Below are 23,664 nucleotides of genomic sequence, written 5' to 3'. Positions count from 1 at the left end.
TTCCCGCAACCCCTCCTACCGGCCACCCGTACGCCCCGCCACCCCGCATACCGGCCACCGCCACCGCACACGCCGGAATCTCGCGCCGGACGCCCAGATGGCCGCGACGGGCCAAGGGCGGATGCTGGACGGTCGGGGCGGAGCCCGCAAGCATGGACGGTCGAGCCGGTACGCCGACGCACACGAACCAGGAGTGACACATGTCCGACGACCAGGCCCGCGCACGTTCCCGCAGGGTCGTGGTGTTCGGCGTCGACGGGGTGCGCTATGACACCCTGCAGGCGGCGCACACACCACGCATCGACGCGATCGGGGCGCAGGGGTTCCTCACACCGCTCCGGGTCAACGCCGCCGGACCGACGATCTCCGGGCCCTGTTGGTCGACCATGGCCACCGGCGTCCTCGCTCCGACGAACAACATCGCCAACAACGACATGCGCGGACACCGGCTGGACGAGCATCCCGACTTCCTCACCCGCGTACGCCAGGAGATTCCCGGGGCGCGGACGTACGCCGCCGCGAACTGGCCACCCCTCGTGAGCGAGGCCCAGGGTGGGCCGATCTTCCGCGGCGGCGGAGATCTCGTCGTCGAGCACCCCGACCACGGCATCGAGGAGTGGGAGGTCGCGGAGACCACCGTGGCCGCCGACGCGGTCAAGGTCCTCGGCAGCGAGGACATCACGGCGGCGTTCGTCTACTTCGGCAGCCCCGACGGCATCGCGCACGAGTTCGGCGTCTGCCCCGACTACACGGCCGCGATCGAACGCAGTGACGCACGGATCGGCCAGGTGCTCGACACCATCCTCGCCCGGCCCACGGCCGCCCAGGAGCATTGGACCGTCATCGTCGCGACCGACCATGGACACGTCGACGCGGGCGGGCACGGCGGCGACTCCCCCGAGGAACGCACCGCCTGGATGGCCGCCTACGGCCCCACGGTCCCGACCACCGCGCCCGCCGACCTCGAACAGGCCGACGTGTGCGCCCAGGTGCTCACCTCGCTCGGGATCCCGCTCGATCCCTCGTGGGAACTGGTCGGCCGCCCCTTCACCCGGTGATCATGATCGTGATCATGAAGGGAAAGTGGGCCATGTGCCGAAAATCCTTCATGATCATGGGGCCCGGCGCCCCTAGCGCCGCCGGGCAGCCAGCCTCACTCCCACGCGAAACCGACACCTTGCGGGGCGAGCGCGCAACCGTCCTCCAGTCGCGGGTACGCATCGGGCGATGACCGCAGGCCGGTCTCGAGCCAGATCGCGGTCGGTGCGGCCAGTAACAGGCTGAGCGCGGCCGGGCCTCCGCCGTGGGAAGCGTACGGAATGTCGAAAGCCGCGGCGAGCGCACCGACCGCCCGGATCTCGGTCGGGCCACCCGCGCGGCGCAGGTCCGGTTGCACGATGTCGCAGCATCGCCCCTCGAAGAAGTCCCGGAACTCCCTTGCTCCATAGAGGTTCTCGCCCGCCGCCACCGGTATGGTGAGCCGGCGGGTGAGCTCGGCGTAGCCCGCGAAGTCCCCTGCCCGCAGGGGTTCCTCGAACCACGTCAGACCCATCGCCTGGTACGCCTCACCCCGGCGCAGCGCCTCGCTCACGGTCAGGACCTGGTTGGCATCGACCATGATGGCGATGTCGGGACCCACCTCGGCGCGGACGGCCTCGATGCGCTGAACGTCCTGGTCGAGTGACCCGTCACCCACCTTGATCTTCACACCGCGAAATCCGTCGCCGACAGCGGCTACGCACTGCTGGCGCAACTCGTCGAGGCTGAAGTTTGCCCACCCCACCATGGCATACGCCGGAACCCGGTCGCGATAGGCACCCCACAGCCGATAGGTCGGCACGCCATGCGCCTTGCCCAGCAGGTCCCAGAGCGCGACGTCGACCACGCTGATCCCGAACGTCGTGAGCCCGGAGCTGCCGTGGTACTCGGTTTCGACCTTGAGCGCTTCGATGATCGCGCCGATCTGCTCGGCGTCGGCACCGACGACCTTCGGCGCCAACTCCTCCTCGATCAGCACCGCCAGGGTGCGGGGCGCCCCGTCGCCACGCCCGAACGACGTCCGTGCCTCGCCGACAAGGCCGTCGTCCGCCTCGACTTCCACCAGGACACTGCCGCCGCCACTCAGCGTCTGTAACGCGTCCCGGATCGGTCTCGCCGAGTGGGGCCGCCGTTCGTAGCTGACCCGGATCTCCTTGACTCGCACAGCTTCCTCACCCTTCCCTTTCGGCCAGCCGGCGTACGACATCATCATCGAGTTCGACGCCGAGTCCGGGCTTCCCGGATGCCCGCATGCGGCCGTTCTCGACCAGGACGGGCTCGGTCCAGATCGGCCACTCGTCGCGTAGCGGATGCGGCTCGATGTTGTACTCCTGTGGATACACGCAGTTCGGCGTACTCATCCACAGATGCAGATGGGCGAGGGTGCCGATCGTCGGCTGGGTGTTGTGGACCGTGATCGGCTTGTTGAACGTCTGGGCGAGCGCGGCGATCTTCACGAACTCCGTGATGCCGCCGCACTTGATGACGTCGGGCTGCAGGATGTCGACCTGCGCCCGCAGGATGAGGTCCCGGAACTGCCACCTCGTGTATTCCTGCTCTCCCGCCGCGATGGGAATGTCCACCGCCGCGGCGAGCGCGGCATAGCCGTCGTAGTCGTGTGCGGCCAACGGCTCCTCGAAGTGCCACACGCCATAGTCCTCCAACCGGCGGGCGACTTTGATCGCCGTGTGCGGGTAATAGGAGTTGTTGACGTCGACCAGGATGTCGAAGTCCTGCCCGACCGCCGCCCGCATCTCCCGCACCGTGTCGAGGGTCTGGTCGAAACCGTCGTCGTACATCCAGGGCGTCGCCGAGTGGATCTTGTACGCCCGATAACCCTGCTCGGCGAAGGACACCGCCCGCGCGGCCTCCTCCGCGGGCGTCATCCCGCGTTGCATGGAGCTGGCATAGACCTCGGGTGCCTCGCGAAACCTCCCACCCAGCAGGTCATGGACCGGCTTTCCCGCCACCTTGCCGGCGATGTCCCACAGCGCGATGTCGATGCCGGCGATCGCGTTGAGCTGCGCGCCCATCGGCCCGAGCTTGTAGGGCTTGTGGTACATCGCGTGCCACAGGCGTTCGATGTTCGCCGGGTCCTCGCCGACCACGATCGGCGCGAGTGCCTTCTCCACCAGCGTGTGGGTCACCGCGGCGTTCATCGGGCTGACCTCACCGCCGCCGGTCACCCCCTCGTCGGTGTGGACCCTCACCAGGTGATAGCGCCCGAGCAGGACGATCGATTCGACTCTCGTGATCCGCATAGACTCCTCTACTCCCGTTCAGATGACTCCGTCATGGTCCTGGCGTTTCCAGGCCGCTGTCCTATGAGTGGTGGGAGGTTCGACGCTCGAGAAGGCGTCAGACCTCCCACAACTCGTAGCCGGCCAGGGCAACGTGCTCATCCGCTGCCGCTTGCGAGCGCCTGCTCCACTCGGTCCTTCACCTCGCCGAGGGCTTCGGCCGCCGACTTCTGGCCGCTGTAGATCAGGTCGATCTGGGGACGAAGTTGCAGAGCAGGGCGAGAACCAACCCGAAGGCGATGCTGGAGAGCCCGGTCCAGTCGGTGGGCGAGGCGTAGAGCGAGACCATGACCGGAACGAACTGGAACGCGATGACGCCGAAGATCACCGGCCCGATGAACAACCATCCGACCAGTGCGCGGCGGCCACCGCGGCGCGCCGCGACCGGGACTGGTCCGGCCTCGATCCGGGATGTCATAGGGCCTTCCGCTGCAACGGAGTGCGAAAGGGCGAAGTAGATTCGCGCCCTGGATTGGCTATTTCGTCAACCTGAAAACATTTCGGATAGGCGAGCGTCAATAACGCTAGCCGCGGCCCGCGAGGAGGGTCAAGGCTACGCAACCACCTCTCCGTTGGCCGATTCCTGCCGAGCCGCTCGCAGTGTGTCCGCTCCACGTCGGACGCAGCGACGACGCCGCCAACGGCCGCCCGCGTCTCGCGCTAGTCGAGGTCTCGCAGGAAGCCCGGCTCCGACGACGGCGATGGTGAAGGCAGTGCGAGCCGCTCGCAGAGAACCGTCTGGCACCGCATGAGCAGGTCGGCCAACTCCTCCACCCGCGCCGCGCTGAGACGGGCCGTCGGAACCGCCACCGAGATGGCGTCCCGCGGCGGCGACCGGTCGGGAACCGCGACGGCGACGCACCCCAGGCCCTGGTCGCTCTCCTCCCGTTCGGTGGCGTAGCCGAGCTTGCGCGCCTTGGCCAGGTCGCGAAGCAACCGGTCCACGCTCGTTCGGGTGCGTTTCGTGAGAGCGGGTAGCGCGTCACCGAGGATCGCCCGGACCTCCGCATCCGAGCGCCGCGCGAGGATCGCCTTGCCCAATGCCGCGGCATGGGCGGGGATCCGCCGACCGATGGCGGAGTGGATGCGCAACGAGTGATGGGAGTCCCGCTTGGCCAGGTAGACGATGTGTTCCCCGTCGAGCCGCCCGTAGTGCACGGTCTCACCCGTCTCCTCGGCAAGCCGGTCGAGTACCGGCTCGGCCCTCACCAGGACGTCGTCGGATCGGGCGTAGGACGAACCCACCCGCAACGCCTCGACACCGATTCCGAAGCGGATTCCCGTCTCGTCTGTCTCGAGCCAACCCCGGCGCTGCATCGTCCGCAGGATCGCGTGCAGGCTGCTGACGGGAATGTCGAGCTCTCGGCTGATCTCGCTGAGCGTCCGAGGGCGGCCGCTGGCGGCGAGCCATTGGAGGATCGCGAGAACCCGGTCGGCCGACTTCACCGGCCGAAATCGCGGCTCCGTCATCGCACAACCACCTTCGATACCTGGTCGAACGTTGCCTGTCGTCGAAAGGCCGGCGGTCGCGCCCGGCAACGGCCACGTCGTGGCCCGCGTCTTGCCGCTCCGCAGAACGCCGGACTACGCTGCCAGTGCTCGCCCGGCTATTCGTATATGCGGATGCAATTCGAATATGCGAAATGTTTCGAGTAGGAAAGCTACTGAACCACCAGCCTGCAGGGCAACAGATCGCGGCATGGAATGCGGCGACGGACCGAGACTCCGCATCAGATCAGGCAGCGCAGGCGGAGCCGGATGTGTCCGCGGTAGGACTGGTTGCTGCAGAAGATGACGCGCCGATGGAAGGGTGCCAGCACACCGATGAAGATCGCGAGCATCGAGACATTCCTTGCTGATCAGATCGCCATCGTCCGGGTCAGGACCGACGACGGCGCCGAAGGGATCGGGCAGACGTCGCCCTACCGCGCGGGCATCACGGTCCACGTCCTTCACGACATGGTGGCACCGCACTTCCTCGGCCAGGATCCCTGGGATCTCGAAGCACTTGTCGAACGCTGCGTCCGCAAGGAGTACAAGTTCCCCAGCTCGTTCCTCTACCGGGCCCTGTGTGGCGTCGACACCGCGTTGTGGGACCTGCTCGGAAAGGTGACCGGCCAACCGGTCTACAAGCTGCTCGGAGGCGGAGTGCGGGAAAGCGTCCCGATGTACGCCTCCAGCATGAGCCGGGCGATCACTCCCGAAGCCGAGGCGGAGCGGTTGTTGCGCCTGCGGGAGGAGCAGGGCTTCCGCTGCGCGAAGATCCGGATCGGCGATGTCATGGCAAGTGACCGTGACGCGGCTCCCGGGCGTACCGAGAAGATCATCCCGCACATCCGCCAGGCGATGGGTGACGACTTCGACATCAACGCCGACGCCAACAGTGGCTTCACCGTGTCACGGGCGATCCGGGTCGGTCGCATCCTCGAGGACAACGGCTACTTCCACTTCGAGGAACCCTGTCCCTATCCCGAGCTGGAGAGTTCCGCGCAGGTGGCGGCGGCACTCGACATTCCCGTGGCCGGTGGCGAGCAGGACAACTCACTCGTCCAGTTCCGCCGGATGATCGCCATGCGGGCGGTCGACATCGTGCAGCCCGACATCGGCTACCTCGGCGGCGTCGCACGGGCCCGCCGGGTCGCCAGGATGGCAGAGGACGCAGGCATCCCGTGCACGCCGCACTGCGCCAACCAGTCGATGCTGCAGCTGTTCACCCTGCATGTGGCCGCGTCAATGCCAGCTTGCCACCAATACCACGAGTGGAGCATCGAGGACGTCCCCTGGACCAACGGGGTCTACGAACCCATGCTGCGGGTGGTCGACGGTGCCGTCGCCCTACCCGCCACTCCGGGTTGGGGAGTCGAGATCCTGCCGGAGTTCCTGCGCACCACCGAACGCCAGGTGTCCACGCTGTAGGACGGTCGCGGGCGATGCTTCGCGGGCGACCTGCCATCCAAGGTCGCCGCTTCAGCAATAGCTCACCCAACGGACCTGCATCAGGTCCGCGATCGCATCGAAGTCGGCGTCCTTGTGGACGAGGATCGCGTCATTGCGCAAGGCGACCGCGCCGATCTGACGGTCCATGAGCTTGCGTACGGTGCGCCCTGACGAACGTGCGTCACGGCAGAGCGCAGCGGCGTGATGGACGTCGAGATGCGTGGCGACGGACAGCACCGGAAGTCCTGCCAGCATCTTCCCGATCTGATCGAGGGCACGGCTTCCGTGTGCTCCCGCGAGAAGTTCCATGACCACGTGCTCGGCAATCGGCCCCGCCCTACCCCGCTGGTCGGGGCCTGGCGAGGCCGATCCACGGATGTCTTCTAGTGGGCCGCCTTCAGCTTGGTGGCGAGGTTCTCGGCGAGTGCTCCGAGGAACTCGTCCGTCGTGAGCCACGAGGTGTCGCCGCCGACCAGCAGCGCGAGGTCCTTGGTCATCTTCCCGGACTCGACGGTCTGGACGCACACCTGCTCCAGCGTGCGCGCGAACTCCGACACCGCAGGAGTACCGTCCAACTTGCCGCGGTGAGCGAGCCCGCGCGTCCACGCGAAGATCGACGCGATCGGGTTGGTCGAGGTCTTCTCGCCCTTCTGCCACTGCCGGAAGTGCCGCGTCACGGTGCCGTGCGCCGCCTCCGCCTCCACGGTCTTGCCGTCCGGCGTGAGCAGCACGCTCGTCATCAGGCCGAGCGATCCGAAGCCCTGCGCCACGATGTCGGACTGCACGTCACCGTCGTAGTTCTTGCAGGCCCAGACGAAGCCGCCCTCCCACTTCAGGGCCTGGGCCACCATGTCGTCGATGAGCCGGTGTTCGTAGGTGATGCCGGCCTGCTCGAACTTGCCCTTGAACTCCGACTCGAACACCTCGGCGAACAGATCCTTGAACCGGCCGTCGTACGCCTTGAGGATCGTGTTCTTCGTCGAGAGATAGACGGGGAAACCGCGCTGGAGCGCGTAGTTGAACGACGCCCGGGCGAAGTCGCGGATCGAGTCGTCGTAGTTGTACATCGCCATCGCGACACCGCCGCCGGGGTACTTCGCGACCTCGAACTCCATCGGCTCGCTGCCGTCGTTCGGCGTGTAGGTCACCGTGAGCTTGCCCGGCCCGGGCACCACGAAGTCGGTCGCGCGGTACTGGTCACCGTGGGCGTGGCGGCCGATGATGATCGGCTTCTTCCAGCCCGGGACAAGGCGCGGGATGTTGTCGATGATGATCGGCTCGCGGAACACCACGCCACCGAGGATGTTGCGGATCGTGCCGTTGGGCGAACGCCACATCTGCTTGAGACCGAACTCCTCGACGCGCGCCTCATCCGGCGTGATCGTCGCGCACTTCACGCCCACGCCGTGCTTCTTGATCGCGTTGGCGGCATCGACGGTCACCTGGTCATCGGTCGCGTCCCGCCGCTCGATGCCGAGGTCGTAGTACTCGAGCGGTACGTCGAGATAGGGCAGGATCAGCTGGTCCTTGATCGCCTGCCAGATGACACGGGTCATCTCGTCGCCGTCGAGTTCGACGACCGGGTTCTTCACACTGATCTTCGACAAGGGGGCTCCTCCGCCGCAAAGGTGGTTGGGGGTATGGCTTCAGAGATTCTGGACTTCGCTCTGTCGTGGGACGACTCCGCTGGCCGCCTCGAATCCGGCCGGCTCGGCCTCGGAAAACCCGGTTTCGACCACCCTACGTACGACGTCGCGACCGGGCACCGCCAGGACACCCCGGTGACCCGACTCGACACGCCCGCGGGCAGGGCGGCGACGACCGGCCGCGCACGTGCGGGTCTCCGGAACCATTGTCCCGCGTCGGGCGCCGCGCGTGAGCTTTTGGGCCGCTCCGATCCGGACATTCACCGCGTACGGCCCAGGAAAGACCATCACGGATGGGGCACCGGTGACCGCGGCGCCAGGCGCGGGCCTGACGATCTCCGTGAGCGCGATGGTCATGTTCCGGCCTCCGCGGGGTCCGGGCCCGAAAACCGAGCGGTACGAAGATGTCTTGGTGTCGAGATATCTTGCCGGGGAGCCTAGCCGAGGCGGGACGCTGGCGACAGGCCGGGGGTCGCGCGGTGGCGGGTCAGCGGATGTCGGGGACGGCCACAGCGAGCAGCAGCGCCACCACGCCCATCACCGTGAGGGTCACGACGTCCGTCGTCCGGCTGCGAAGGACGAGCAGCCCGGCGCGGCGGGTGGTGAGCACCAGCCGGAATGCGGCGGCGAGCAGGACCGACAGCGCCAACAGCAGGGTGCCGGGACGGAAGTCCACCACGATGACGGTGATCAGCGAGACGAAGATGCCCGTCAGTACGACCAGCAGAGGCCACTGGCGGCGTGGCCATGGACGGATGGGAGGAAGGGGACGTCCCGGCTCGCGCTTCCACCGGCCCCACAACGCCTGCCGGAGTCCTGGCGCCCGGGGTGGCCTGCCGGCGCCTGCGCCAGGGCTCCGGGTGGAGCCAGCGCTTGTCTCCGTCTGAGGCACAACTCCGGAGCCCGGCTGGTCGACCATCGGTGGGTCCTCCTGGCGCCGACGAACGCGACTGCAGAGTCGCAGGTTACCCGCCGGACCACGGCCATGACGACAGGACCCACCCACACGGGGACGACCCCTTGGCGCACGAAGCCCGGCCCGGGCGTGAGCACCGCTCACCTCCCGGGCCGGGCTTGGTACCCCGAGGATCCCCCGATCCCCCGGATCCCCCGATCCCCCGGAATCCTGGAATCCTGGGGACCCCGACTCAGGAGCCGCCGGCCTTCTCGGCCTTGCCACCGTCACCGGTCGCCGCGAACCAGACATCGCCCAGCCCGTGGCCCTTGATGTCGCCGGGGGCCCTGTCCTCGAAGTAGTAGTAGAGCGGCCAGCCGTTCACCGCGACCTGCTTCGTACCGTCCTTGCGGGTGAAGGTGCTGACGAGATCCGGATCCACACAGTCCTCGACCACATCGAGACCGTTGTCGGCGAGAACCGGTGGCCACTTCTCGTTGCACTCCGGGTCTCCCTCGCAGGCACTCGTGCCGGCGTTGGGCTCGTCCGCCTCGAACCGGTACATCGTCCGGCCTTCGCCGCTCACCAGGATCGTCTCGGTGAACGCTCCCAGCTTGGTGTCGGTCAGCACCGTGGCGCCCGACTTCTGCTTCTCCGCCTGCTCAGTCGTCAAGGCCTTGGCCCCGGTCGGTGCCATCACGAACCACCGGCCATCCTTGCCCTGGCCGGTCAGGTCACCCGGCTTCGTGTCACCAGCGAAGGTGTACGCCGGCCAGTCCTTGATGGTGAGCTGCTTGGTGCCGTCCGGCCGGTCCAACGAACCCACCAGCGCCTCGTCGACGCCCTTGACCGCGGTGATCTGGTCGGCCGGCACAGGGTTCCACACCTCGGCACATTCCTCGTCACACCCGCTCGTGGGCGGATCGTTCGAGTCGTTGTCGAACCGGTAGATCGGCTTGTCGTCGGCAGCCTGCAGGTAGTCGGTCCACCCATCCTGGCGGGTGGTCTCGATGACGACCGGGACCTCAGGCCCTGGCCAGGGACCTTCGTCGCCCGCGGCTGCCGGCTCGGCGGTCGAGGCCGTCGGCGTCGGCGTGGCCGTTTCGGTGGTCTCCTGATCGCCGCCGGCGCCGGAGTTCGTGGTGGCGATCTCCGGTCCACACGCCGACAGCGCGAGCACACCAGCGACCAGCACGGCGACCGGTGCACAGACAATCTGACGAGGCTTCATGGTCGGTCCAACTCTCCTGGGTGTTCGGTGGCTGGGCGCGGACTCATCGCCTACTGACGTACGCCCGTCGCTTCACGGCGGCCGCATCTGGGCGCGACGGTCGGCATGCGGACGTACGCCGGAACGCTGCACACCGAACGCCGGTGGCCCCGGCGCCGGAGCGGGCGAACGGCCGCGTGGTCACGCCGTGCCGGCCTGGTGGGCCGGTGCGGTGAACCGGTGTGTGACGCTGGCCGCTCGCCCGGTGAGGGACGGTCCTTACATCTGTCCGTACGCGGGAACTGGCGGAGATGGTTCACGGGGTCGCGTATCGCTGCCCGGCCGCGGGCCTACGCGCTTCGTGGCCGGTCAGGTGAGCTCGTCGAGCCTGCGGTAGTAGTCGATGCGCGGGTCGTCGGGATCGCCGCCGTACCTCTCGAGGAAGCGGGCAGCATGACCCGGCCCGTACTGTGGGTTCAGCTCGACCGACGCGATACTCCCTGTCGCGATGCCCAAGTCGTGGTAGCGGTCGGCGACGCCCAGCCACCCCAGGTCGATCAGGCCCGTGACCTCGAGGGTCTCGGGATCGAGCAGGACGTTGGGAACGCAGTAGTCGCCGTGGCAGACCACCAGATCCTCATCTGCCGGCCGCGTACGCAACAGTTCGGCGAGTAGCGCGCCCCGGTCCTGCGCCCACCGCCAGGGCTCCATCGCCGCGCTCGCCTCGTCGACCACGCCGGCCTCGACGGCGGCACGTTCCTGACCAAGCCGGACGTCGAGCCGGCGGTCGAACGGGCACCCCTCCAGCGGCAGCGCATGCAGCGCCCGGAGCGCGTCGGCGAGCGCATCGATCACCGACACCCGCTGGTGAACTGGCCACGGTGCCGACGCCTCCCGGCCGGGCACACTCGTCATGACGAGCCAGCCGACCTCGACCGCTTCCGGAGATGTCGTCGGGCTGGTGGACAGACAGGTCTCGGTCCCGGCGGCGACGAGTTCGGGCCCTGGGATCCCGGTCGAGGACAGCCAGCGGATCCGTTCCGCCTCGACGCCCAGATGGGAGCGACTGCCCAGGTGCTGCGGCACGACTGCCACCTTGGCGTAGAGCTCCGGCCCGGTCGTCCCGGTGAGCTCGTACGTCGCCGCCCCGGAGAAGCCGTGGTGCACCCGCGTCCATTCGTACCCCGCGAATCGGGTACGCAGGGAACGCACCACGCGCTGGACCAGCTCACCCACGCCGCCATCAAACCCGACGTGTCAACCGGGATACGCCGCCGGCCTCAGTGGAAGAAGTGGCGCGTGCCGGTGAGATAGAGCGGTACGCCAGCCGCCTGAGCCGCCGCGATCACCTCGTCGTCGCGGACGGAGCCACCCGGCTGCACGACGGCCCGTACGCCCGCGTCGAGCAGAACCTGCAGCCCGTCGGCGAACGGGAAGAACGCATCCGAGGCCGCCACCGACCCGGCCGCCCGCTCACCCGCCCGGGCAACCGCCAGCTTCGCCGAGTCGACCCGGTTGACCTGCCCCATGCCGACCCCGACGGCCGCGAGGTCGGAAGCCAGCAGGATCGCGTTGGACTTCACCGACCGGACCGCCAGCCAGGCGAACACGAGGTCGGCCAGCACGTCCTCGGACACCGGCTCGCCCGCCGCCAACCGCCAACCCGACGGACTGTCACCCGGCTCCTGCACGGTGTCCACGCTCTGCATCAGCAGGCCACCTGAGACGGGGCGTACCTCCATACCACCGCGGGCGGAAGGTCCGCACCGGAGCAGCCGGATGTTCTTCTTGCGCGAGAGGACCTCCAGCGCGCCCGGCTCGAAGTCCGGCGCCACGAGCACCTCGGTGAAGACCTCGGCCACCTTCTCCGCCATCTCCACCGAGACCGGCTGGTTCGTCGCGATCACCCCGCCGAACGCCGACACCGGGTCGCACGCGTGCGCCTTCGTGTACGCGTCGGCGACGTTGGACGCGATCGCGATCCCGCACGGGTTGGTGTGCTTGATGATCGCCACCGCCGCGGGCTGGAAGTCGTAGACGGCACGCCGCGCGGCATCGGCGTCGACGTAGTTGTTGTACGACATCTCCTTGCCGTGCAGCTGTTCTGCCTGGGCGAGCCCGTGCGCGGCGACGGAGCCGGCACGGTACAGCGCCGCCCGCTGGTGCGGGTTCTCGCCGTAGCGCAGGACCGACTCCCGCTCCCACGTCGCGCCCACCCATGCCGGGAAACCGCTGCCGTCGTCGGTCGGCGCATGCACGTTGCCCATCCACGACGCGACGGCCACGTCGTAGCTCGCGGTGTGCACGAACGCCTCGACCGCCAGCCGCTTGCGCTGGTCGAGCGTGAATCCACCGGCCGCCACCGCCGCGAGGACGTCGGCGTAGCGGTCCGGTGAGGTCACCACGGCAACGGAGGCATGGTTCTTGGCGGCTGCGCGGGTCATCGCGGGACCGCCGATGTCGATCTTCTCGATCACGTCATCCGGGCCGGCCCCGGACGCGACGGTCTCCGCGAACGGGTAGAGGTTCGACACCAGCAGGTCGAACGCCGCGATGTCGAGGTCGGCCAGCTGCCGCACGTGGTCGGGATTGCCCGTGTCCGCCAGCAGACCGGCATGCACCCGCGGATGCAGCGTCTTGACCCGGCCGTCGAGGCACTCCGGGAATCCGGTCAGCTCCTCGACCCGGGTGACGCTCACACCGACGGACTCGATCGTCGCGGCCGTCGTGCCGGTCGACACGATCTCCACGCCCGCATCGGCGAGCCCTCGGGCGAGCTCGGTCAACCCGGCCTTGTCATAGACGCTGACCAGCGCGCGGCGGATCGGCCGGCGCCCTTCGGTGGCGGCGTCGTTTCGGGGGGCGTTCACGGGATGGTGACCTTTCTGCCCTGGACGGTGAAGCCCAACCGCACCATCGCGCCGATCGTGTCGACGAGCTGCCGGCGTTCGGCGCCTTTGATGCGTTCGGTCAGGGATTCCTCGGTGTCGTCGTCTTCGACGGGTACGGCGACCTGCGCGATGATCGGGCCCGCGTCGACTCCCTCGTCGACGACGAAGAGTGTCGCCCCCGCCACGCGTACGCCATAGGCCAGCGCGTCACGCGGCCCGTGCATGCCGGGGAACGCCGGAAGCAGGGAGTTGTGGCTGTTGACGTAACGTCCGCCGAACGCCGCCAGGAACTGCTTGCCGACCAGCTTGAGGAACCCCGCCGAGACGACCAGATCGGGTTCGTAGGCCTGCACGCGTTCGGTGAGCGCGGCGTCCCATTCCTCCCGGCTCGGGAAGTCCCGCACCCGAAGGGTGAAGGTCGGGATACCGGCGCGTTCGGCGCGGGCCAGCCCGCCGGCGCTGTTACGGTCGGCGCCGACCGCGACCACGGTCGCGCCGTACGCCGGCTCCCGCGTGGCGTCGAGCAGCGCCTGCAACAGGGTGCCGGTACCAGAGAGCAGGACGACGAGACGGGCAGTCAGAATGGGCTCCTCGCTGCTGGGGATCACCTGCTGGAACGGCGTGCGTAAACGGCGTCACAGCCCGGTGACCCGGGGCGCGTACACGTGGAGTTGGACGTTCCGTCACGATAGCGGTAGCCGACAATGACGACAGGAGAAGCCCCTGTGAGCAGTCCCGAGGAGCGTCCTGACGCAGCGGACAGCCCGGAGGCCAAGATCGCGGACGAGCTTTCGCTCGCGCCGATACCGGCGGAGGGTACGACGGCGCCACCCGATGCCGAGCGGGTCTTCGCTCGGCCGCCCGCCTCGTCGGCGTACGCCCGGATCGTCACAGCGTCGGCCCAGCCCTCCGGCCAAGGCGCCGCGAAGCCGACCGACGGTCCGCACGCGTCTCCGGGCGGCGACGGGACCCACCGGCCCCCGGTCCACAGCGAGTCGACCGGCGGCAACGCCGGCGGCAGCTCAGGTGGACCGCCCGGCAGCAGCGCTGGCGGGAAGTTCGGCAACAGCTCGGGCGGCCACGGTGCTCCCCACGCTCCCCACCATCAGCCCCCGGCTCCGCCGACCGAGGACGAGCAGAAGCGGATCCGCAACCGTGGCCGGCTCGCCATCCTGTTCGGACTCACCGGACTGGTGGCGAGCGTGCTGGCGTTCCCGCTCGGTCTGCTCCTCGGGATCGCAGCGATCGTCTGCGGCGCCCTCGCGCGCCGGGCTGCCCGCCTTCACCGCGTCCCCGTGCCCGGGGCTACTCCAGGCCTCGTGCTGGGCATCGTCGCCACACTGTTCGCCAGCATCCTGACCGCGACGGCGGTGGTGTTCTGGGACGAGGTGGTCGAGTACCAACAGTGCTTTTCCGGCGCCAACACCCAGACCGCTCGCGACTCCTGTCAGAAGCGTCTGGAAGAACGCATCATCGACCGCGTCGGCCCCCTGAACACCCCCCGCTGACCCTGGCCCGACCCCCCGCATGGGATCGACCAGCCGGGTTCAGGCCTACGCTCACCGCAGGTCAGCGGAGCCCCGCGCCCGAGCCCATTCCCACATCCGCAACGCCAGGACACCGACGGCTCCGGCGATCCCGAGGGTGCTCACCGCGACGACTCCGGACTCCAGTGCCGACGGACCGACCTCGGCCAGGCGCCCGGGCCCGGCGGAGCCGCTCGAAACCGCCACGGCCGCGGTGAACATCACCCCTCCGGCGAGCCCGGCGAGGCCGCCGCGCAGGGTCGCCGCGTCGATGCTGTACGCCGGATAGCAGCGGATGGCGGCGAGCCCGGCGACAACCCCTGCCGCGATCGGGATCACGAGAACGCCCATCACCCAGCCGGGTGGGTTCTCGGTCACCGGAAGCGCCGCCAACAGGGGAAACGCCGGAAGCGGGCCGAGTGCGACACCGGTCGGCGCCACCACGGTGGCCGTACCGACCGCGAACCCGGGTCCCAGCGCGTACGTCCCTGCGTACACCGCCGCATTGGGCACGTACGCAAGGCACATCCCCAGGAGTACCGGCAAGCCGCTGATGCCGGGTGCGAGTCCGGCCACCAGCTCACCCAGCCGACCGAGGTGCACGACCAGCGAGCAGGCGACGAGCAGCATCCCGCCGGCGACCAGACAGCTGATGCCCGCGACACCGCCGTAGAGGGCCGCCCGCACGTCCTCCGGCACACGTCGCCACGCCCGGACACCGTGCCCACTCACCCGGACGACACCCGCACCACCGGCCACGCCCGCCAGCACACCGGCGTGGACGAACGCCCGCAGCACGTCCGGCGCCGCGTCGCCGGTCCGGGCCAGGATCGCTATCAGGGCCGCGAGTCCGCCGTACGCCGCAGCCAGGACGAGCAGACCGGCACACACCTGGGTGACCCGGCGGACCTCGCTCGTACGACCGACCCACGCGCCGGCCCGGCAGAGGAGGACGAAGGGAAGCAGCGACAGCCCGAGCGGCGCCAGGCTGAAGGCACCACCTGGTAGGGCGACCGGCACCATGTGGGCGAGCAGCCACGCGTCCACGCCGACCCGGAATGCGTCCGGGGCAGTTCCGCCCGCCGTGACGAACCACGCGACGACCGCGACGGCGGCGCAGGGAAGTGCTCCCGCGAGTGCGGCCCAGCCGGCCGCCAGCAACGCGCCAACGGCCGCGGGCCGCGGGTGATCAGCCACCCGCGGGTGCTCGGGAACGCCCGCCGAGGGACGCGTGAGTACGCCGGCCATCGCCTCATGCTCGCAGTCCGGATCAGGTCCTCCGGCCCGAGACACGCCGCTGAGGCGCCCGAACCAGCTAGATTTCCGCCACCGGGATTCACACCCGCCAAGGGACGGGGCACTCGGAGGGTGCCGCGTCGTTATGGATAGGTTCGTACCTGCACATACTCTCAGCTGCGGTTGGTCACATGCCGGTGTCGCAGCGTGTGCCAGGAAGGCCAGTGCAACCTCAGGCTGCGGTGCGGTGTCATGTGGAGTGAAAGTCGGCAGAGTGGCGGAGGGCTCATGGCGGATGCCGACGAGTTCGATGCCTTCTACCACGCTACCCGGCAACGGCTCCTCCACCAGATGTATGCGATGACCGGAAACCTGGCTGACGCCCAAGACTGCGTTCAAGAGGCTTACGCGCGTGCCTGGCAACACTGGGCGCGTGTCTGCGACCACGCCAACCCCGAAGCGTGGCTCCGTACTGTCGCTTGGCGCATCGCGGCCAGCCGCTGGCGCAAGATCAAGAACGGGATCGCGGCGATGGCTCGCCACGGGCCGCCGGTCTACGCGCCAGAACCCAGTCCGGACAACGTGGCGCTGGTTGCGGCGCTGAAAGAAATACCTGAGGCACAACGCCGAGCGATCGTGCTGCACCACCTCGTCGGGCTCTCCGTCGAGGAGGTGGCGCACGAGACCGGCGTGGCGACCGGCACTGTCAAGGCCAGGCTTTCACGGGGGCGCACTGCACTCGCCGAACTCCTGCGAGAGGGCAGCCCGTACGAAAGCTCCGCAGAGGAGACGCAGAATGCCCGCTGACTTCGAGCGTGAGGTGACCGAACACCTGTCGCTCCTGCGCGGTGATGTCGACCAGGTCTCCTGGCGCGACGAAACCGCCGTGCGTGCCCACGGCGCGCGGCGCCAGCTGCGACGCACGGCAACCGCCGGTCTCGCCGTCGTGGCCAGTGTCGGCGCGATCGGCTACGGCGCGGTCGTCGGCATGCCAGGTGACCCGGTCACGCTGGCCAACCCTTTCCTTGCCGCGTCACCGTCCGATGCCGACAAGGCGCCCGCGCCCTCCGGGCGCCAGGGCTCGCGGTCGGCGTCGGACACCGGGGACGAGCCGCCGTCGGGATGGCCGTTCGTTCCGGATCCGACGGCACCCAGGTCGCACCTGCCAGGAGACCCCGGTTCGGCCGTTCCGCCGACGCCGAGGCCGGAACCGCACTCGACGTCTCCGGATGTCTCTCCCAGCGAGACTCCGGCGCCCACGTCCTCCGACACCCCGACGGCGAGTCCCACCCCGCCGGAGTTCACCGTACGGCTGCTCGTCGGTCCCGAGATGCCGAAGGTCAACGACTCGTCCAACACCTGGAGCGCTACCGGCACCAGCGAGGACGAGGGCGCGACGCCGACCTCGGTCTGCCAGTCCGGCGATCTCGCGAGCCTTGGCGCCTCAGCCGCGGTCCGGCGAAACTTCGACTGGGGAACTGACGGCACCGTCACCGGTGTGAACGTCGTCGGAGCCTTCGCCTCAGAAGCAGACGCCACGGCGGCCTACGACACCTACACCTCGTGGCTCGGAAGCTGTACCTGGGGTACACCGCACGGACCCACGGACGTCACCGTCTCCGGCGGCACGGCGAGCTGGTGGTGGTTCGGCCACGACAACGGTGACTCGACCGGCGAGATCGAGGTCGTCGGCCTGGTCCGGACCGGGGCGTTGTTGTCCGTGGTTGTCTGGCACGAAAACGGGCAGGACTTCATCTACGACACCGACCCCATGGCGCCGGTGCTGAAAGCCAGCGCTGACCGCCTCGCCCCCTGAGGCCGCGGCGACTGGGGTAACCCCACATCAGCTGTCCGATGACCGTAACCGCAGGCATCCATCGACGGCGTACGGCTCGAGCAGGGCCCTCGCCTGCTGGTCGAACGATGCCTGCGACGTAAGGGACATCCGGCCCATGAGTTGTTGGAGGTTCGTCGGGATAGAAGGCGACGACGCTCCTGCAACCCAGGTGGCGATGCGCTCAGGCGAGGCTCTCGGCGATCTCGCGGACGAGGCGCGCGGTCTCGCTCGGCGTCTTGCCCACCTTCACCCCACACGCCTCGAGCGCTTCCTGCTTCGCCTGCGCGGTGCCCGACGAGCCGGACACGATCGCGCCCGCGTGCCCCATCGTCTTGCCCTCGGGCGCGGTGAAGCCGGCGACGTAACCCACGACGGGCTTCGAGACGTGGTCGCGGATGAACTCCGCGGCCCGCTCCTCCGCGTCGCCACCGATCTCGCCGATCATCACGATGACGTCGGTCTCGGGGTCGTTCTCGAACGCTGCCAGCGCGTCGATGTGCGTGGTCCCGATGATCGGGTCGCCGCCGATACCGACCGAGGTCGAGAAGCCGATGTCGCGGAGTTCGTACATCATCTGGTACGTCAGCGTGCCCGACTTGGACACCAGGCCGATCCGGCCCGCACCGGTGATGTCGGCGGGGATGATGCCGGCGTAGGACTTGCCTGGCGACGCGACGCCAGGACAGTTCGGCCCGATGATGCGGGTGTGACCCGACCGCTGCGCCCTGGCGAAGAACTCCGCCGTGTCGTGGACCGGGACCTCTTCGGTGATGACGATGACGAGCGGCATGGCCGCATCGATCGCTTCGTTCACGGCGGCCTTGGTGAACGCCGCCGGTACGAAGACGACGCTCACATCGGCGCCGGTCTCCTTCATCGCCTCGGCCACGCTGCCGAACACCGGCAGTGAGGCACCCTCGACCTCGACCTTCTGGCCGGCCTTACGGGGGTTCACACCGCCGACGATCTGGGTGCCGGCGCGCAGCATCTTCCGGGTGTGGACGAGGCCTTCGGAGCCGGTCATCCCCTGGACGATGACCTTGCTGTTCTCAGTGAGGAAAATCGCCATCGCTGGTCCGTCGCTCCCTACTGCGCCGTCACTTGGGCCGTCACTTGGGCCGTCACCTGGTCGTTGCGGCAAGTTCGGCCGCGCGGTGCGCGGCACCGTCCATCGTCTCGACCTGTTCGACACCGGACAGGTTCGCGTCGGCAAGGATCCGCCGGCCGAGGTCGGCGTTGTTGCCGTCCAGACGTACGACGAGCGGCTTCGACACCGCCTCACCCCGCTCCGCCAGGAGGGCGAACGCCGCCACGATGCCGTTCGCGACCGCGTCGCATGCCGTGATGCCGCCGAACACGTTGACGAAGACCGCGCGGACGTCCGGGTCGGACAGCACGATCTCCAGGCCGTCGGCCATCACCTCGGCCGAGGCGCCGCCGCCGATGTCGAGGAAGTTCGCCGGCTTGACCGGATCGCCGTTGGCCCGCGTGCCGTCGGCAGCGAGGTCCTGACCGGCGTACGCCACGACGTCGAGGGTGCTCATCACGAGACCCGCGCCGTTGCCGATGATGCCGACCTCGCCGTGGAGCTTGACGTAGTTGAGGTCCTTCTCCGCCGCACGCTGCTCGAGCGGGTCGGCGGCGGCCTTGTCTTCGTACGCCGCATGCTCCGGATGCCGGAAGCGCGCGTTGTCGTCCAACGTCACCTTGCCGTCGAGCGCCTCCACGGCGCCGTCGGCGAGCTTCACCAGCGGATTGACCTCGAGGAGGGTGGCGTCCTCGGCGATGAACGCCTGCCACAACGCGACGATCACCGGTACGGCCGGCTCCACGACGTCGGCGGGAAACTTCGCCGCGGTCGCGATCTCGCGGGCCTTCGCCTCGTCGACGCCGGTGAGCGGGTCGATCGCCACCTTGGCCACCGCATCGGGGTTGGTGTGCGCGACCTCTTCGATCTCGACACCGCCCTCGGCGCTGGCGATACAGAGGTACGAACGGTTGGCGCGGTCGACGAGGAACGAGAAGTAGTACTCCTCGCCGATGTCCGCGGCCGGTGCCACCAGCACCTTGCGTACCGTGTGGCCCTTGATGTCGAGACCGAGGATGTCGTCGGCCCTCTCCTGCGCCTCGGCCGGGTCTGCCGCGAGTTTCACGCCACCGGCCTTGCCGCGTCCGCCGATCTTCACCTGTGCCTTGACGACGACCGGGCCACCGAAGTCCTGCGCCGCGGCCTTGGCGTCGTCCGGGTTGTCGACGACTCGGCCGAGGGTGACCGGAACGCCATGCTGGGCGAAGAGTTCCTTCGCTTGGTACTCCATCAGGTCCACGAGCGCGCTCTTCCTGGTCGGTTCGCGTACGCCTGGCCCGTGCCGGCTCCGTGGTCGGAGCCCCTGCTCCCAGGCCCGGCCGCGAGCCTAACCCTGCTCGGGGCCGCCGTGACCGCCGGGTGCCGCCCAAGGGCGCGAGCGCGACCGCACAATTCCGGCCCGCGGAAAGTGAGAAATGCCCTGCGTTGTCCGGCACCAGGCACGCGGCCGACCGGGGCCACCATCGTGATCGACTAGTTTCTTCACACCGGCAACCCCATCCAGCGCTTGTGGGTCGTCCCTGACATACGAAAGGACACAGACGAAAGCGGGTTCCCACCGGAGGTGTGGCGCTATGCCCACTCGTTCGCTCGCTGTGCTCGCCGCGATGATCTGGGTCCTCCACCCGTCGGCCTCAGCCTCTCCCCCACGTCGGCGGCCGATTCCTGCGGGACACGGACAAAGAGGAGTCCCGACTTCGACAACGACCGGAAGGGGCCCCGACCTCGCGATCGGCATCCCTCGTGAGGACCTCGGCACCCAGCCGGATGCCGGTGCGGTCGAGGTGAGGTACGCCGACCGCGGACCGCAGATCCCGTATCCGGCGGACTACCGCGCCGGCGACCGCTTCGGCACGTCGATCGTCACCGCGTACGTCGACGACGACACGCGCTCCGAACCCATCGTCGGTGCGCCGGGACAGGACGCCAACGGCCTGAGTGATGCCGGAGCGGTGCACATCTACCTTGGAGCCGACACGGGTCTGCGGTACTGGCGCAGGCTCGTCCAGGGCACCGACGGCGTACCCGGCGAGGCACAGGCCGGTGCACGGTTCGGGGAGAGCCTCGCGATCGGCGGTCATGGCCTTTCCCCGGCCGAACCGCACACTGAACGCCTGTACGTCGGCACACCCGGGCTCGCGATCGCGAATCTGGAAGCAGGAGACCGGTGCGCGGGAGATAGGCGACGGCTTCGGGACCGCCCTCGTCCGGGAGTGGTGACCCCGAGGAGGTGACCGCCCGGCGCGGCTCAGCTGGTCGCGCCCGATCCACCGGCGTACTCGGTGGCCTCGGCGACGTGTTCGCGTACCCAGCGGACGATCTCGTGGGTCGACGTGCCGGGCGTGAAGACCCTCGCGACCCCGAGTTCGGCGAGGGCCTCGATGTCCGCCTCGGGGATGATGCCGCCCCCGAACACCACGATGTCGTCGGCGCCGCGATCGCGCAGGAGTTGCATGAGCGTACGGAAGAGAGTCATGTGTGCCCCGGACAGAACCGAGAGACCGATGCCGTCGGCGTCCTCCTGGAGGGCGGTTTCCACGATCTGCTCGGGGGTCTGGTGAAGGCCTGTGTAGATGACCTCCATGCCCGCATCTCGCAGGGCACGCGCGACCACCTTCGCCCCGCGGTCGTGGCCGTCGAGGCCCGGCTTGGCGACGACAATGCGGATCGGCGCCCGGCTGGTTCGGCCGTCGTTCGCCGCCGTGTCCGGCTGAACGTCGTGCGGCTCGGCGTCCGGATTCGCGTCGTCCGCCGCGGAGGGGGAACTCGTGGTCTCGGCGCCTGTCATGTACCGGCTCCTCCATCGCACCCGGAAGCTGTCGTGGACCCGGAGCTCTGTGATCGCGCCCGGAAGGTGTCGTCGCGGCCCGGAGCACTTCGCTGCGCGGTCTCATCGACGTGCTGAACCTAAGGTATTCCGACCGCCGGGCGCCCGCCCAGCAAAGCACTGGGTAACAAACTGGCGGCAGTCGAACACTTTGTGTAGCGGCACGTCTCGCTATGTCCGGTTTATGGGGACTTTCTCAGACCAGATTCGGCATAATCGCCGCGGAGGCATTTGGCACAGCTTGATGCATCCGTTATCGTCTCCGCCGTTCCTACCTTGCTCTCCAGTTGTTAGCCGTCGAGGAAGGTCTCATCCCTGTGGCCGAGGCAGCGAAGCACCGAGCTGCGCCTGCCAGCCGCTTTCGGCGCTCTGGTGCCACCCCTCCGGCCCCGCAGCCAGGTCGACGCATCCGCACGCAGTCGAGTAGTGCCGGCCCGGCAGTCCGGACGACGCCGAGCAGCCGCCCAGAGCGGGCCCGTCGACCTGAGCAGAGCGCACGACAGGAGCAGAGCGCACGACAGGAGCAGAGCGCACGACAGGACCGGGGTACTCGCCCGGACCTGGGCCGTGACGCGACCCGGCTCAACCAGGCGGCGCCACCCTACGGCCGCCCACCGACACCAGGGTGGCGCGAGAGCGAAGCTGGCCGTACCGGCGTTGGCAAACGCGCGGCGCGCGGTGACTGGAACAACCCGGCGCCCCGGTCGAGCCAACCGACACCTACGAATGGCTCCGAACGCACCAGCCAGCCTGGCCGCGGCATCCAGCCCGACCGCGGCATCCAGGTAGATCGCAGCCAGCCGGTCCGGAACACCCGCCAAACCGGCAGATCGAACGCGATAGGACTTCGGTCGAGCGCCGTGGCTGACCGGCGTCTCAGGTTGGCGAGCCCACCAGCCGCAACCCCGGTCGGACACCTCGACACCCCGACCATCCGCCAGTCCTCCCCATCTCCTCGCCACGAGCCCAGCGCCGCCCGCAAGGACTCCCCCGGAGCCCGTCACGACTCTTCGGCGAGCGTGAGTCAGCACGACGGCCGCCGCAACGGTCGAGACACCGCGACCACTCGCCAGGACGCACTCACCGAAGGGCGCCTCCGGCCGGTTGGCCCGCGGGTCACGCTGCGCACGACGTCCAGCAACCCGCCCCGGACCGGCAGTGCGCTCGCGGGCAGGCGCAAGAAGCCCGGTACCCGCCGTCGTACGGCGACGGCCCGGGCCTTCCCGACCATTCCCGCCGTCGCGAGTGTCGCGACATTGGTCGCTGCCGCCTCCGGTGCCGTCACCCTGCACTCGGTCGCCGCGGCGGGTATCGACGACAACGCCCAGAAACCTCCGACCGGTGTCGCGCTCTCCCTCGGCCAGCTGCAGGACGCACGCAGTGCCGCGGCGGGTCGGGCTGACCGCTCCCGCGGTGGCGCGGCCAGCGTCGATCCAGGGATCGACGACTCCGACGCCCAGCGCGCGGCCGAGCTTCGGCGGGAGACCGAACGTGAACGCGCGGCCTGGGAGGCGCAGCGCACCCGTGAGCTCGAACTGATCGTGGACAAGGCTTCCGACGCCACGCGCGAGCAGGTCTTCGAACGCGCCATCCAGTGGTTCCTGCCGCTGCGCAGTTTCCGGACCTCCGCGGGCTTCGGCCAGTCCGGCGGCATGTGGAGTTCCGACCACACCGGCCAGGACTTCTCCGCGCCGATGGGCACCCCGATCCGAGCGGTTGGCGCTGGCGAGATCACCTTCGCCGGCTGGGACGGCCCTTACGGCAACAAGATCGTCGTACGCCATGACGACGGTACCGAGACGTGGTACTGCCACATGTCCGACTACGAATACACCAGCGGCTACGTGTCGGCGGGCACCGTCATCGGCTACGTCGGAAGCACCGGCAACTCCACCGGCCCGCACCTGCACTTCGAGGTACGCCCGGGCGGCGGCGACCCGATCGACCCCCTCCCCTGGCTGCGCGGGCTCGGCCTGCCGATCTGAGTCCGCCGCGAGCCGCTGTCCGGCGCCGTTCCACAGCCGCTCGGACGCGATCGCCGCACCGTCTGCCATCGCGGGCAGCTTTGCCCAGGTGATCGTGGGATGCACGGTCAGCGAGGTGGCGAACGTCGCGAACCCGCAGTCCGTACCGGCGATGACGTTCTCCCGCCCGACGAGTTCGGCGTAGGTGCAGATGCGCTGCGCAACGAGCTCAGGATGCTCGACGTAGTTGGTCGTGGAGTCGATGACCCC

At 69.0% G+C, this 23,664-nt stretch carries 23 protein-coding genes; 7 read left to right on the top strand and 16 right to left on the bottom strand.

The genetic code is table 11. The features are described 5' to 3' along the window. The first annotated feature begins 200 nt into the window (after positions 1-200). Entirely contained in the window at positions 201-1,058 is an 858-nt protein-coding gene (locus ABNF93_RS07110) for an alkaline phosphatase family protein (RefSeq protein ID WP_349326891.1), read from the top strand. Positions 1,059-1,153: 95 nt separating this feature from the next. Here ABNF93_RS07110 and ABNF93_RS07105 read toward each other — a convergent pair whose 3' ends face one another. From ABNF93_RS07105 to ABNF93_RS07090, 4 genes are all read right to left on the bottom strand, one after another. Next, positions 1,154-2,203: a mandelate racemase/muconate lactonizing enzyme family protein gene (locus ABNF93_RS07105; protein WP_349326889.1), complete on the bottom strand. Its 1,050-nt coding sequence runs from the start codon at positions 2,201-2,203 to the stop codon at positions 1,154-1,156. Positions 2,204-2,210: 7 nt separating this feature from the next. Further along, positions 2,211-3,299, bottom strand: a complete 1,089-nt coding sequence (locus ABNF93_RS07100) for a mandelate racemase/muconate lactonizing enzyme family protein (RefSeq protein ID WP_349326888.1) — start codon at positions 3,297-3,299, stop codon at positions 2,211-2,213. Between the two features lie 223 nt (positions 3,300-3,522). Further along, the gene (locus ABNF93_RS07095) at positions 3,523-3,756 is read right to left on the bottom strand and encodes a hypothetical protein (RefSeq protein WP_349326887.1); all 234 of its coding nucleotides are present in this window, start codon (positions 3,754-3,756) and stop codon (positions 3,523-3,525) included. Between the two features lie 242 nt (positions 3,757-3,998). Further along, a complete protein-coding gene (locus ABNF93_RS07090) occupies positions 3,999-4,808 on the bottom strand; it encodes an IclR family transcriptional regulator (protein WP_349326886.1) in 810 nt (269 codons plus the stop codon). Between the two features lie 354 nt (positions 4,809-5,162). Here ABNF93_RS07090 and ABNF93_RS07085 point away from each other — a divergent pair, with 354 nt between their 5' ends. Beyond that, positions 5,163-6,254 (top strand): mandelate racemase/muconate lactonizing enzyme family protein, encoded by a 1,092-nt coding sequence (locus ABNF93_RS07085; protein WP_349326884.1) that lies wholly within the window; start codon positions 5,163-5,165, stop codon positions 6,252-6,254. A 51-nt stretch (positions 6,255-6,305) separates the two neighbouring features. Here the strand turns inward: ABNF93_RS07085 and ABNF93_RS07080 are convergent, their stop codons facing one another. The 8 genes from ABNF93_RS07080 to purN form a co-directional block, all read right to left on the bottom strand. Further along, the gene (locus ABNF93_RS07080; RefSeq protein WP_349326882.1) at positions 6,306-6,590 is read right to left on the bottom strand and encodes a PIN domain-containing protein; all 285 of its coding nucleotides are present in this window, start codon (positions 6,588-6,590) and stop codon (positions 6,306-6,308) included. 68 nt (positions 6,591-6,658) lie between these two features. After that, the gene (locus ABNF93_RS07075) at positions 6,659-7,882 is read right to left on the bottom strand and encodes an NADP-dependent isocitrate dehydrogenase (protein WP_349326881.1); all 1,224 of its coding nucleotides are present in this window, start codon (positions 7,880-7,882) and stop codon (positions 6,659-6,661) included. A 39-nt stretch (positions 7,883-7,921) separates the two neighbouring features. Next, positions 7,922-8,278 carry a hypothetical protein gene (locus tag ABNF93_RS07070; protein ID WP_349326880.1) on the bottom strand — a complete coding sequence of 119 codons (357 nt, stop codon included), beginning with the start codon at positions 8,276-8,278 and terminating at the stop codon, positions 7,922-7,924. A 130-nt stretch (positions 8,279-8,408) separates the two neighbouring features. Next, positions 8,409-8,840 carry a DUF3017 domain-containing protein gene (locus tag ABNF93_RS07065; RefSeq protein ID WP_349326879.1) on the bottom strand — a complete coding sequence of 144 codons (432 nt, stop codon included), beginning with the start codon at positions 8,838-8,840 and terminating at the stop codon, positions 8,409-8,411. A gap of 229 nt (positions 8,841-9,069) precedes the next feature. Beyond that, on the bottom strand, positions 9,070-10,047 hold the full coding sequence (locus tag ABNF93_RS07060) for a hypothetical protein (RefSeq protein ID WP_349326878.1): 978 nt from the start codon (positions 10,045-10,047) through the stop codon (positions 9,070-9,072). Positions 10,048-10,395: 348 nt separating this feature from the next. Then, the gene (locus ABNF93_RS07055; RefSeq protein WP_502877559.1) at positions 10,396-11,253 is read right to left on the bottom strand and encodes an APH(3') family aminoglycoside O-phosphotransferase; all 858 of its coding nucleotides are present in this window, start codon (positions 11,251-11,253) and stop codon (positions 10,396-10,398) included. Between the two features lie 53 nt (positions 11,254-11,306). After that, positions 11,307-12,896, bottom strand: coding sequence for a bifunctional phosphoribosylaminoimidazolecarboxamide formyltransferase/IMP cyclohydrolase (gene purH / locus ABNF93_RS07050; protein ID WP_349326876.1), 1,590 nt, complete (start codon positions 12,894-12,896; stop codon positions 11,307-11,309). Then, positions 12,893-13,525, bottom strand: coding sequence for a phosphoribosylglycinamide formyltransferase (gene purN, locus ABNF93_RS07045; RefSeq protein ID WP_349326874.1), 633 nt, complete (start codon positions 13,523-13,525; stop codon positions 12,893-12,895). Before purN ends, purH begins: the two co-directional genes overlap by 4 nt. Before the next feature lie 117 nt (positions 13,526-13,642). Here purN and ABNF93_RS07040 point away from each other — a divergent pair, with 117 nt between their 5' ends. Next, positions 13,643-14,425 (top strand): DUF4190 domain-containing protein, encoded by a 783-nt coding sequence (locus ABNF93_RS07040; RefSeq protein WP_349326873.1) that lies wholly within the window; start codon positions 13,643-13,645, stop codon positions 14,423-14,425. A 51-nt stretch (positions 14,426-14,476) separates the two neighbouring features. On the opposite strand, the gene ABNF93_RS07035 is transcribed toward ABNF93_RS07040, so the two are convergent. Then, on the bottom strand, positions 14,477-15,691 hold the full coding sequence (locus ABNF93_RS07035; protein WP_349326872.1) for a cell division protein PerM: 1,215 nt from the start codon (positions 15,689-15,691) through the stop codon (positions 14,477-14,479). Between the two features lie 276 nt (positions 15,692-15,967). Here ABNF93_RS07035 and ABNF93_RS07030 point away from each other — a divergent pair, with 276 nt between their 5' ends. After that, the gene (locus ABNF93_RS07030) at positions 15,968-16,486 is read left to right on the top strand and encodes a SigE family RNA polymerase sigma factor (protein ID WP_349326871.1); all 519 of its coding nucleotides are present in this window, start codon (positions 15,968-15,970) and stop codon (positions 16,484-16,486) included. Next, positions 16,476-17,495 carry a hypothetical protein gene (locus ABNF93_RS07025; RefSeq protein WP_349326870.1) on the top strand — a complete coding sequence of 340 codons (1,020 nt, stop codon included), beginning with the start codon at positions 16,476-16,478 and terminating at the stop codon, positions 17,493-17,495. The genes ABNF93_RS07030 and ABNF93_RS07025 overlap by 11 nt, the downstream gene beginning before the upstream one ends. A gap of 202 nt (positions 17,496-17,697) precedes the next feature. Here ABNF93_RS07025 and sucD read toward each other — a convergent pair whose 3' ends face one another. After that, a complete protein-coding gene (sucD, locus tag ABNF93_RS07020) occupies positions 17,698-18,585 on the bottom strand; it encodes a succinate--CoA ligase subunit alpha (protein ID WP_349326869.1) in 888 nt (295 codons plus the stop codon). Between the two features lie 52 nt (positions 18,586-18,637). After that, complete coding sequence (gene sucC / locus ABNF93_RS07015; protein WP_349326868.1) at positions 18,638-19,843, bottom strand: ADP-forming succinate--CoA ligase subunit beta; 1,206 nt, start codon at positions 19,841-19,843, stop codon at positions 18,638-18,640. A 334-nt stretch (positions 19,844-20,177) separates the two neighbouring features. Between sucC and ABNF93_RS07010 the strand changes: the two genes are divergently transcribed. Next, complete coding sequence (locus tag ABNF93_RS07010; RefSeq protein WP_349326867.1) at positions 20,178-20,837, top strand: hypothetical protein; 660 nt, start codon at positions 20,178-20,180, stop codon at positions 20,835-20,837. A 14-nt stretch (positions 20,838-20,851) separates the two neighbouring features. Here the strand turns inward: ABNF93_RS07010 and ABNF93_RS07005 are convergent, their stop codons facing one another. Further along, on the bottom strand, positions 20,852-21,391 hold the full coding sequence (locus ABNF93_RS07005; protein ID WP_349326866.1) for a cobalamin B12-binding domain-containing protein: 540 nt from the start codon (positions 21,389-21,391) through the stop codon (positions 20,852-20,854). 1,058 nt (positions 21,392-22,449) lie between these two features. On the opposite strand from ABNF93_RS07005, the gene ABNF93_RS07000 reads away from it, so the two are divergent. After that, complete coding sequence (locus tag ABNF93_RS07000; RefSeq protein ID WP_349326865.1) at positions 22,450-23,415, top strand: M23 family metallopeptidase; 966 nt, start codon at positions 22,450-22,452, stop codon at positions 23,413-23,415. Positions 23,416-23,664 lie beyond the last annotated feature (249 nt).

Source organism: Actinopolymorpha sp. B9G3, from assembly GCF_040120725.1.
GTDB lineage: Bacteria > Actinomycetota > Actinomycetes > Propionibacteriales > Actinopolymorphaceae > Thermasporomyces.
The sequence above is the reverse complement of the archived record's forward strand: the minus strand, read 5'-3'. Positions and strand labels throughout refer to the sequence as shown.